Source organism: uncultured Ralstonia sp. (assembly GCA_913056305.1).
Taxonomy (GTDB): Bacteria; Pseudomonadota; Gammaproteobacteria; order Burkholderiales; family Burkholderiaceae; genus Ralstonia.
The window spans coordinates 24,340-35,074 of the sequence record CAJXMR010000034.1; the positions used below are offsets into that span (position 1 = coordinate 24,340).

Here is a 10,735-nt window from a genome sequence, read left to right on the forward strand (position 1 = left end):
CACGATGGCGAAGAAACCGATCCTGCTCAACGCGTTCAACATGAACTGCGTCGGCCACATCAACCACGGCCTGTGGACGCATCCGCGTGACCGCTCCGTCGACTACCGCAAGCTCAGCTACTGGACCGACCTCGCCAAGCTGCTGGAGCGCGGCCTGTTCGACGGCCTGTTCATCGCCGACATCGTGGGCGTGTACGACGTGTATCAGCAGTCGGCCGACGTGACACTGCGCGAGTCGATCCAGTTGCCGGTGAACGATCCGCTGATGCTGGTCTCGGCCATGGCGGCCGCGACCGAGCATCTGAGCTTTGGCCTGACCGTCAACCTGACCTATGAACAGCCCTATCTGCTGGCGCGGCGGTTCTCCACGCTCGACCACCTGACGGACGGGCGCGTTGGCTGGAATATCGTCACCGGTTATCTGGAGAGCGCCGCGCGCGCGATGGGCCTCACCGGGCAGATCGCGCACGACGAGCGCTACGACCGCGCCGATGAGTTCCTCGATGTGGTCTATCAGCTCTGGGAAGGCAGCTGGGAAGACGATGCCGTGCTGCGCGACCGCGCCGCCCGCGTGTTCGCGCAACCGGACAAGGTGCACCGCATCCGCCACCATGGGCGCTACTACGACGTTGAGGGCTACCACCTGAGCGAGCCCTCGCCGCAGCGCACGCCGGTGCTGTTCCAGGCGGGGTCTTCCGCGCGCGGGCAGACCTTCGCAGGCGAGCATGCCGAGTGCGTGTTCCTGTCCGGCCAGAGCACCTCTGCCACGCGTGATCAAGTGGCGCAGTTGCGGCAAGCCGCCGTGCTAGCCGGACGCCGCCCCGGTGACGTGAAAGCGCTCATGGGCATCACGGTCGTGGTCGACAAGACGGAAAAGCTTGCCCGCGAAAAGCTGGCTGAGTACCAGCGCCACGCCAGTGCGGAAGCGGGCCTCGCCCATTTTTCAGCCGGTGCCGGGGTCGACTACTCGACGTATGCGCTGGACGACCCGCTGCGCGCGGTGAAGACGAATGCGATCGAATCGTCGGTCCGCCGTGCCACCGGTGGCGACGCGCAGTTCACCGTGCGGCACCTGCTCGGCCAGCTCGCGCTCGGCGGCCGCTACACGACCATCGTGGGCGACCCGCAGCAGGTGGCCGATGCCCTTCAGCACTGGATGGACGAGACCGACATCGACGGCTTCAACCTGGCACGCACCGTCACGCCGGAAAGCTATGCCGACTTCATCGACCTGGTCGTGCCGGAGTTGCAGAACCGTGGGGTCTACAAGACCGCGTACGCGCCGGGCACACTGCGTCGCAAGCTGTTCGGCGACAGTGATCGGCTCCCGGCTGCGCACCCGGGCGCGCAGCGCCGCAGGCACCCGTCGCCAGAACTCGCCGATCAGCCCTGAGGGCCGTTCGCGGCCAGGGGCCTCAGCATGCGCTGGAATAGCGGGAACAACGCCTCGTAGGTCGCCAGGTACGTCGTTGAACCCGCATGGCGGGACGCCCTGGCCGCGCAGAACAGCTCGTTGCGCAAGTCGGCAATCGATGCTCGCCTGCGTTCGCGCGCGGCGCTGGTGCAGGCCTCGAACGAGCCCAGCTCCTCATAGCCGTTGAACGACATGGCAAAGGCGAAGACGCCCGAGACATCTGCCGGGTCGGGCAGGTCCTGCCAAGAGATTTGCTTCTTCATGATGCTCCCCACTGCATGCCCTCGCCGATCCCCTCACGCGACCGGCACCTCCTGCACGCTGACCGCCACGTCCACCTGATGCTCGCCGCCGCCGAGGATCATGCCGCGCAGCAGCGAGACGTCGCTGTAGTCACGACCGATGGCGAGGGTGACGTGGTCCAGGTCGGCCAGCACGTCGTTAGTCGGGTCAAGATCGACCCAACCGCTTTCCGGGCAGAACACCGACACCCACGCATGCGAGGCATCGGCGCCGATCAGGCGCGGCTGCCCAGCGGGCGGCTCGGTGCGCAGGTAGCCGCTCACATAGCGCGCGGGCAAACCCAGCGCGCGCAGGCACCCGATCATCACCTGCGCGAAGTCCTGGCAGACGCCCCGGCGCAATGCAAAGGCACGCGCAGCGGGCGTGTCGAAGGCCGTGGCCGTCGGCGCATATTCGAAATCGGCATGGATGCGATGCATCAGATCGACCGCGCCCGCGACGACCGGCGTGCCCGGTGCGAAGCTCTGCCGCGCATAGGCATGCAGCTCCGGGGGCAATGCGATATTGGGCGAGGCAAAGCAAAACTCCGCCTCCGGATAGAACGCCGAGCCCACCTGATAGCGCAGGCGCTGCGCCACGGTTTCCCACGCGGGCGTGGTGTCGGGGTCCAGCCCGGCCCAGCGCGGCAGCAGCCGCACCGTGGTTTCGCTGGTCATGCGCAGGCTGTCGTGCGGCGTGTCGAGCGAGAAATACAGCACGTCATTGCCGAAACCGTCGACGCGGCTGGTGACGTACGACGGCGCCGGCTCGATCTGCTCCTGGTGGACGACGATCTCCTGCCAAGCGCACGCGCGTGGGCGGATGGTGGCCAGGTGCTGAGCCGTTTCAACCGGCGTCGCATAGCGGTACAGCGTGCTATGTGAAACCGACAGCAGCGTCGCTTGCGCTTGCCTGGTCATCAGGCCACCTGCGCGGTCGGGGTGCTGGCGTGGCTGAAATAGCGCGCGCTGATTTCGTTGGAGGCCGCCCCCACGTAGTCGCCGATCCGGTCGCACATGTCGATCAGGTTGGCGTGCTTGCCGTCGGCATCGGTCTCGCACAGGGCTTCGAGCGGCAGCAGCGTCTCGACCACCGGCATCATCTCGGCAAACGGCGTGCGCCGCGTATCGGTGGCGGCGCGTTCGATCTGCTCCAGCTTGGTCCGCAAGCGGGCATACACGCCATACAGGCCGCGTGGGTTGGTCTGCTCCACCACCAGCAGGTCCAGCAGTGCCGGCACCTCCAGGCGGCCGGGGTAGAGCGAGCGGTACGTGAGCGTGCTGTCGAACAGCTGCAGCAGCAGATCGAAGCCCTCCGGCGTGGCCAGCGTGCCTTGCTCGGCCACCACGCGCAGGAAGGTCGTCATGGCCCACACGCGCTCGATATGGCGGCCGGCGAACAGCAAGCGCCAGGCCTCGTCGCGGGTCATGCGATCGCCTTGCGCGCCGCTGACGGCGGACAGCTGGGTCGACAGGGTTTCGAGCAGCGCGACCAGCGCCACGCGATCATGCCCACTGCCTTCGGCGGCGAGGTCGCCCAGTCCATCGCGGAAGTCATTGCGCGCGGCCAGGATGGTGCGCCAGTGGTCGTTCGACAATCGGCCGCGCACTTCGCCCGAGGCGCGGGCCTGGGCGGCGAGGCAATAGCCGATGCCGGTGGTGCCGCTGTGCTCGCCCAAGCCGGCCACGAGCGCGCGCTCGAACGCATGCGGCGTGCTGCGTGCGAACACGTCGATGCTGTGGATCAGCCCGCACTGCGCCGCCAGCTCGACCAGCGTCGGGAACATGGTGCCGGCGTCGCCGCCCTCCAGCGAGCCGAGCAGGATGCGGCACAGCCGCACGTTGTTCTCAGCGCGCTCGCCATAGCGGCCGGACCAGAACAGGTTCTCGGCCGCGCGGCTGGAGATGGTGCGGTGCTTGCGCGCGAGGTCGCCCGGCTTCATCGGCGAGGGCAGCAGCGAGAACGTCGAACTCTGCTGGCTCGACAGCACCCAGGTGTCGACGCTGCTGCCGCCGAGCTGCATCGACGCGGTGGCCTGGCGCTCGCCGGCCAGACGCGTGAAACCGCCGGGCATGACGTGCCAGCCGCCGTTCATGTCGGCGATGGCATAGACGCGCAGGACCGAGGGCCGGCCGGTAAGCATGCCGGCTTCGTATCGGGGCGTGCAGGAATAGGGCAGCGGCGCCTGGATGGTGAAGGCGTCGGGCGCGCGCTCGATACGGTCGCGCCAGGCGGCCAGCGCTTGCGGGCCCTGTGCCATGCCGGGCGCGCCATCCGGCCGTTCGCCCGGCCAGGTCGGCAGTAGCAGCGCCGAATCAATCTGTGCATGCGCCTCGCTGAGCGCGGCCTCCTCGCCGCACCACCAGGTCGGCACGCTCGGCAGCGCGAGCGGCGTGCCCAGCAGTGCCTCGGCAATCCCCGGCAGGAAGCCCAGCATGGCCGGCGATTCAACAAACCCGGCGCCCGGCACGTTCGACACCATCACGTTGCCCGCGCGCATGACCTGCAGCAGGCCCGGCACGCCAATGGTGGAATCGGCGCGCAGCTCGACCGGGTCGCAGAACACGTCGTCGAGGCGGCGCAGCACGGCGTGCACGCGCTCGAGCCCGTTGAAGGTCTTGAGGTAGAGCTTGTCGCCGCGCACCGTCAGGTCCTTGCCTTCGACCAGCGTAACGCCCAGGTAGCGTGCCAGGAAGGCCTGCTCGAAATAGGTCTCGCTGAAGGGCCCGGGCGTGAGCAACACGATGTGCGGCGAGTCGTCGCCCTCGTCGCCATGCATGGTGGTGCGGGCGGCGGCGGCCAGCGTGCCGATCAGTTGCGAATAGGTCGGCGCCAGTCGGGCCACGTGCAGCTCGCGGAACGGATCGGCGAACAGGCTCGAGACGATCAGGCGGTTCTCCAGCGCGTAGCCGAGGCCGGACGGGGCCTCGGCCCGGTGCGACATGACCGTCCAGGTGCCATCCGGCGCGCACACCAGATCCGCTGCCACGATCTGCAGGTACTGCCCGCCTGGCGGGGTGAAGCCGCGCACGGCGCGCAGATAGCCGGGGTGGCCGAACACCAGCGCCGGCGGCAGCAGCCCGCGCGCCAGCAGCGTCTGCGGGCCGTAGACGTCGGCCACGATGGCGTTGAGCAACTGCGCGCGCTGGGCCACGCCGTGCTCGATGTCGGCCCACTGCGCCTCGTCGATCAGGAAGGGCAGCAGCTCGAGCGCCCAGGGGCGCGGCTCGCCCTTGTCGGCGTAGACGTTGTAGCTGATGTCGTTGTCGCGCACCTGCTGCGCCACTGAAGCGCGCGCATGATCCAGCCCGGCGACGCCGGGCTCGCCGAGCAGTTCGAAGAAGCGCCGCCACGGCGCGCGCAGCGCGCCCGACGCGGCGCGCAACTCATCCCAATGCCCCTCCCGTGCCGGCAGCGTACGCAGCAAGGCGAGGACATCCGCATGAACGCCAGCGGTGTCGAGCGGGAGGGTCGACTGGAAGGACAAGATCGGCTCGGTGGGTAATCAATAGCGACGCAGATCCAGTGTGAACGGAAACTCCAGACTGCGCTCGGCCGCCTGCACTTCGAGCGGCCCGGGCGTATGCCCTGTCGTGAAGAAACGCGCGCGGCGCCGGCTCTCGGCCTCGTACGCATTGACCGGAAAGGTCTGGTAGTTGCGTCCACCCGGATGCGCCACATGATACTGGCAACCGCCCAGCGAGCGGCCGGTCCAGGTGTCGGCCAGATCGAAGGTGAGCGGCGCGTGCACGCCGATGGTCGGGTGCAGCGCCGAGGACTGCGACCACGCCCGGAAGCGCACGCCCGCCACGTGCTCGCTCACGCGGCCGGTTGGTTGCAGCGGCAAGGGAATGCCGTTGACCGTCACCACATGGCGGTTGTCGTTCAGGCCCAGCACGCTCACCTCCAGCCGCTCGACCGACGAATCGACATAGCGCACCGTACCGCCCGCCCCACCCTCCTCGCCCATCACGTGCCAGGGCTCGAGCGCGCCGCGCAGCGTGAGCGAGATGCCGGCCGACTGCAGCTCGCCCACCAGCGGGAAGCGGAACGCAAAGTGCGGCGCAAACCAGTGGCGCTCGAAGGCGTAGCCCGCCTCGCGCAGGTCGTCCAGTACGTCGTCGAAATCCATCTGCACGAAGGTGCCGAGCAGGAAACGGTCGTGCAGCTCGGTGCCCCAGCGCGTCAGGCGCGTGGTGTACGGCGTTTGCCAGAAGCGGGCCACCAGCGCGCGCAGCAGCAGTTGCTGCACCAGGCTCATGCGCGCATGCGGCGGCATTTCGAAGCCGCGCAGCTCCAGCAGGCCCAGCCGGCCGGTGGGGCCGTCGGGCGAGTAGAGCTTATCGATACAGAACTCGGCGCGGTGCGTGTTGCCGGTCACGTCAATCAGGATGTTGCGCAGGATGCGGTCGATCAGCCAGGGCGGCACCTGTGCGCCGCCGTTGCCCTCGCTGCCGAATGCGCCCAGCCGATCGAGCTGGCGCTGCAGCTCGGCAAAGGCGATCTCCAGTTCGTAGACCTGGTCGTTGCGCGCCTCGTCCACGCGCGGCGCCTGGCTGGTCGGCCCGATGAACAGGCCGGAGAACAGGTACGACAGCGACGGATGGTTGTGCCAGTACGCGATCAGGCTCGCCAGCAAATCGGGCCGCCGCAGGAACGGACTGTCCGCCGGCGTGGCCCCGCCCAGCACGAAGTGGTTGCCGCCGCCAGTGCCGGTGTGGCGGCCGTCGAGCATGAATTTCTCGGTGCTCAGGTAGGTCTGGTGGGCCGATTCGTACAGGTACTCTGTGTGGTCGACCAGTTCGCCCCAGTTGGAGGCTGGGTGGATGTTGACCTCGATCACGCCGGGGTCGGGTGTGACCTGCAGCAGCTTCAGGCGCGGATCGCGCGGCGGCGGATAGCCCTCGATGACGACCTGCACGCGCAGCTCGGCGGCGGTGGCCTCCACGGCGGCCAGCAAGTCGAGGTAGTCGTCGAGCGCGGTCAGCGGCGGCATGAAGACGTGCAGCAGGCGCTTGCCGCTGCCAAAGGTCTCGGCCTCGACCTTGGGGCCGGCGGCGCGGGCGGGGTCGCGCGCTTCTACGCACAGCGCGGTGCGGCGCGTCCATGCGGCCGATTCGCCGCGCGCCGGCATGCGATCCATGACCGGTTGGCCGGTGCCCAGCGAGGCCGACGTTCCGGGCGTACCCCCGGCGGCCACGCCGGCGCCTCCGGCCTCCTCGCCCTGGTACTGCATGCGCAATGCTGCCGCCGTGCGTAGCGGCGCGGCCGGTCCGAACGGATCATGCGCGTGCTGGTATGGATAGTCCCCTTTGCTTACCCACGGCAGCGAGTCCAGCGGCAGGCGATAACCCATCGGCGAATCGCCCGGCATCAGATACATGCGCGCATCGCGGAAGAACCATGGGCCGGTCACCCAGCGCGGGCCGGAGAGCGCCACGTCATGCTCGCGGGCCAGCGGCAGCACGTAGCCCGTCACGGCAGACAAGCCGGCATCGAACACGCGGCGCAGGCGCACGCGCTCCAGCTCGTCGTCCAGACGCGCGTCGAACGGATCAACGTTGACGGGCAGCCGCCGCTCGCGCCACAGGTAGTACAGGGTGTCTTCATAGGCGGGCTGGATGCATTGCGCATCAACCGACAGCTTGCCTGCCAGACGGTGGAGGAAGCGCTGCGCATCCTCGGCGGTGTAGGAACCCGGGGTGCGCTCGTCGGCAAACAGCGTGGGGTCGCCCCAGCAGGGCTGGCCGTCGGCGCGCCAGTAGAGCGACAGCGCCCAGCGCGGCAGCTGCTCGCCGGGGTACCACTTGCCCTGGCCGATGTGCAGGAAGCCATTGGCGCCGTACTGCTGGCGCAGCTTGTCCATCAGCCCGACGGCGTAGCTGCGCTTGGTGGGCCCGAGGGCATCGGTGTTCCACTCGGCCGCATCGCGGTCGCGCACGGCCACGAAGGTGGGCTCGCCGCCCATGGTCAGCCGCACGTCCATGGCCGCGAGTTGGGCATCGACGTGCGCACCCATCTGCACCACGTCGGCCCAGTGTGCCTCGGTGTAGGGCTTGGTCACGCGCGGGGCTTCCAGCACGCGGGTGATCGACATGGTGTGGCCGAATTCCACCTCGCACTCGTCGACCGCGCCCGCGATGGGCGCCGCACTGCCCGGCTCCGGCGTGCAGGCCACGGGGATATGCCCTTCGCCAGCCAGCAGCCCGGAAGTCGGGTCCAGGCCGATCCAGCCCGCGCCCGGCAGGTAGACCTCGCACCAGGCATGCAGGTCGGTAAAGTCGACCTCGGCGCCGCTGGGGCCGTCGATGGCCTTGACGTCGGGCACGAGCTGCAGCAGGTAGCCGGACACGAAGCGCGCCGCCAGCCCCAACTGCCGCAGCGCCTGCACCAGCAGCCAGCCAGTGTCGCGGCACGAGCCGGAGCCAAGTTCGAGCGTCTGTTCCGGCGTCTGCACGCCGGGCTCCATGCGGATCAGGTAGCGGATCTCCTGCTGCAGCCGCTGGTTCAGCTCGACCAGGAAGTCGATCGTGCGCCGCGGCGTGCGGTCGATGCTGGCGACGAAGGCGGCAAAACGCGGCGTCATCTCGCGCTTGACGCGGTAGGGCGCCAGCTCTGCAGCCAGGTCGTCGGCGTAGGTAAACGGAAACTGCTCGGCTTCGGGCGTCAGGAAGAAATCGAACGGGTTGTAGACCGCCATCTCGGCGACCAGGTCGACCGTGACCTTGAACTCGCGCGTCTTCTCGGGAAAGACCAGCCGCGCCAGGTAGTTGGCAAAGGCGTCCTGCTGCCAGTTGATGAAGTGCTGGGCCGGCTCGACCCGCATCGAATACGCATGGATGGGCGTGCGGCAGTGCGGCGCCGGCCGCAGGCGGACCACCTGCGGACTCAGCTCGACGAGCCGGTCATAGCGATAATGGGTGACGTGGTTCAGCGCGACTCGGATCGACACACGGACTCCTCAATGGCTCGTTGTTCCGCGCCGGCTCAGGCAACGCCAGCGGGCGGGCGGTTCAAGCAAGGTTCGTGCCGTTGGCATGGCGGCGCCGGCCCGTGCTGCCCGCCATTGTCGGCACCGGCGTTGGACCTGTGTGTGACAAGAAGGTGAACAACCTCGCTTGCCCGCCGTCCAACCGCACAGACCCCAGCTTGCCCGGGGACCCCACCGTTTTCCATCCATGAAAACCTACCACTGCAACCGTTGCCAGCAACTGGTCTTCTTTGAAAACGTCCGCTGCGAGCGCTGCGAGGCGCTGCTGGGCTACCTGCCCGAGGTGGGCGAGATCAGCGCGTTCGAGGCGGCCGGCGACGGGCTCTGGCGCAGCCTGCATCCTGGTGCCAACGGCGGGCTCTACCGCCAATGCCACAACTACGCCGTCGAGAACGTCTGCAACTGGATGGTCCCGGCCGAGGCTCCCGATACGCTGTGCCGCGCGTGCCAGTTCACCGGCGCCATTCCGAACCTGGAGGTGCCGGGCAACCGCCTGTACTGGTATCGCCTGGAGACCGCCAAGCGCCGCCTGCTCTATACACTGACGGCGCTTGGGCTGCCGCTCGCCTCTCGGCGCGAGAACCCCGAAACGGGGCTGCAGTTTGATTTCCGGGAGACCACCGGCGACGGGGACGCCGTCATCACCGGCCACGACCGCGGCCTGATCACCCTCAACGTGGCCGAGGCCGACGACGCGGCGCGCGAGCAGGCCCGCACCGCACTGCATGAACCGTATCGCACGCTGCTGGGCCACTTCCGCCACGAGACCGGCCACTACTTCTTCGACCGCCTGATCGCGGGCACACGCTGGGAGGCGCCATTCCGCCAGCGCTTTGGCGACGAGCGCGCCGACTACGCCGAGGCCCTCAAGACGTACTACGACAACGGCCCGCCCGCCGACTGGGCGCAGTCAACCATCAGCGCCTACGCCACCATGCACCCGTGGGAAGACTGGGCCGAGACCTGGGCCCACTACCTGCACATGGTCGATACGTTGGATACGGCCGTGTCTTGCGGGCTCGCGCTGCTGCCCGGCCACCCGCAGGAACCCGAGCTGACCGACCAGACCCCGGTGGAGGAAGCCGGCTTCGACAGCCTGCTGGGGCGCTGGTTTCCACTTACCTACGCGCTCAACAGCCTGAACCGCAGCCTGGGGCTCGCCGACGGCTACCCGTTTACGCTGGCCACACCGGTGATCGACAAACTGCGCTTCGTGCACCGGGTCATCACAGCCTCGGCAACGAAAGCCAGCTGATGGCACCAATTCAGTGCGCATCACCGTGGCGGATGGAATATTTTCCCCACATGCAGTGTTTACTATCGAGGCGGGGCACACACGGCCCGCGTCGACATTGGAGGATGGCCATGCAGATACAACTGGGCAGATGGATCGGCGCGGCTGCGCTCGCGCTCTGCGCCTGTGCGTCGCTGGAGCCCGTCCAGACCGCACAACAGATGATCGGCAAACCCGAAAGCGCTGTGCGCGAGACCTTTGGCACCCCCACCGAGACCTATCAGCTTGCCGGCGGCACCCACCGTTGGATCTACTCGAGGCAGCCGATGGGGCACGAGGTCTACGCCGCGGATTTCGATGCCAGCGGCAAGCTCACCAACTTCCGCCAGATGCTGACCGAGCGCGAAATCTACGAGGCGCGCCCTGGCGTCTGGACCAAGCGTGACGTGGCCGAGCGCTTTGGCATGCCGCGCGAGCCGACGCAGTACTACCCGCTCATGAAGCGCGAGGCGTGGTCCTATCGGATGTTCGTCACCGGGTATCAGCAAGCCCATTTCAGCGCTTACTTTGACGACAGCGGCGTGCTGGATCGCACCATGATCATCGTCGACCCGCTAGGCGGCGATCATCACAGCCCCCACAAATGACACGGGGCAAAGCGTTGCAGCACAACGCTTTGCCCCGTCGCCACGGAAACCAGAACCCGCTGGTGTTCAGCCCAACGCCGAGGCAATCGCCTGGGCCAGCTCGTTGGCCTCAAACTTGGCCACGTAGCCGTTGGCGCCGACGCGACGCACGTGGTCTTCATTGGCCG

At 68.1% G+C, this 10,735-nt stretch carries 7 protein-coding genes and 1 pseudogene; 3 read left to right on the forward strand and 5 right to left on the reverse strand.

Annotated elements, in window-relative coordinates:
* Window positions 1-4 precede the first annotated feature (4 nt).
* Window positions 5-1,393, forward strand: coding sequence for an LLM class flavin-dependent oxidoreductase (locus tag QZ609_RS08490; protein ID WP_295493257.1), 1,389 nt, complete (start codon window positions 5-7; stop codon window positions 1,391-1,393).
* Here the strand turns inward: QZ609_RS08490 and QZ609_RS08495 are convergent.
* The 4 genes from QZ609_RS08495 to QZ609_RS08510 are packed head-to-tail and all read right to left on the reverse strand — an operon-like array spanning window position 1,384 to window position 8,648.
* On the reverse strand, window positions 1,384-1,677 hold the full coding sequence (locus tag QZ609_RS08495; RefSeq protein ID WP_295493259.1) for a hypothetical protein: 294 nt from the start codon (window positions 1,675-1,677) through the stop codon (window positions 1,384-1,386). The genes QZ609_RS08490 and QZ609_RS08495 overlap by 10 nt on opposite strands.
* A gap of 33 nt (window positions 1,678-1,710) precedes the next feature.
* Window positions 1,711-2,616, reverse strand: a complete 906-nt coding sequence (locus QZ609_RS08500; RefSeq protein ID WP_295493261.1) for a transglutaminase family protein — start codon at window positions 2,614-2,616, stop codon at window positions 1,711-1,713.
* Window positions 2,616-5,183, reverse strand: a complete 2,568-nt coding sequence (locus tag QZ609_RS08505; protein WP_295493263.1) for a circularly permuted type 2 ATP-grasp protein — start codon at window positions 5,181-5,183, stop codon at window positions 2,616-2,618. The genes QZ609_RS08500 and QZ609_RS08505 overlap by 1 nt, the downstream gene beginning before the upstream one ends.
* Before the next feature lie 18 nt (window positions 5,184-5,201).
* Window positions 5,202-8,648, reverse strand: coding sequence for a DUF2126 domain-containing protein (locus QZ609_RS08510; protein WP_295493265.1), 3,447 nt, complete (start codon window positions 8,646-8,648; stop codon window positions 5,202-5,204).
* A gap of 226 nt (window positions 8,649-8,874) precedes the next feature.
* Between QZ609_RS08510 and QZ609_RS08515 the strand changes: the two genes are divergently transcribed.
* The gene (locus QZ609_RS08515) at window positions 8,875-9,942 is read left to right on the forward strand and encodes a putative zinc-binding metallopeptidase (protein ID WP_295493268.1); all 1,068 of its coding nucleotides are present in this window, start codon (window positions 8,875-8,877) and stop codon (window positions 9,940-9,942) included.
* A 110-nt stretch (window positions 9,943-10,052) separates the two neighbouring features.
* Window positions 10,053-10,568 carry a hypothetical protein gene (locus tag QZ609_RS08520; protein WP_295493270.1) on the forward strand — a complete coding sequence of 172 codons (516 nt, stop codon included), beginning with the start codon at window positions 10,053-10,055 and terminating at the stop codon, window positions 10,566-10,568.
* Between the two features lie 66 nt (window positions 10,569-10,634).
* Here QZ609_RS08520 and QZ609_RS08525 read toward each other — a convergent pair.
* Window positions 10,635-10,735: pseudogene (locus QZ609_RS08525) on the reverse strand (chemotaxis protein CheV); the annotation flags it as partial.

Coding starts and splice junctions, on each gene's coding strand:
- QZ609_RS08490 (WP_295493257.1), top strand. CDS start 5: ATGGCGAAGAAACCGATCCTGCTCAACGCGTTCAACATGAACTGCGTC.
- QZ609_RS08495 (WP_295493259.1), bottom strand. CDS start 1,677: ATGAAGAAGCAAATCTCTTGGCAGGACCTGCCCGACCCGGCAGATGTC.
- QZ609_RS08500 (WP_295493261.1), bottom strand. CDS start 2,616: ATGACCAGGCAAGCGCAAGCGACGCTGCTGTCGGTTTCACATAGCACG.
- QZ609_RS08515 (WP_295493268.1), top strand. CDS start 8,875: ATGAAAACCTACCACTGCAACCGTTGCCAGCAACTGGTCTTCTTTGAA.
- QZ609_RS08520 (WP_295493270.1), top strand. CDS start 10,053: ATGCAGATACAACTGGGCAGATGGATCGGCGCGGCTGCGCTCGCGCTC.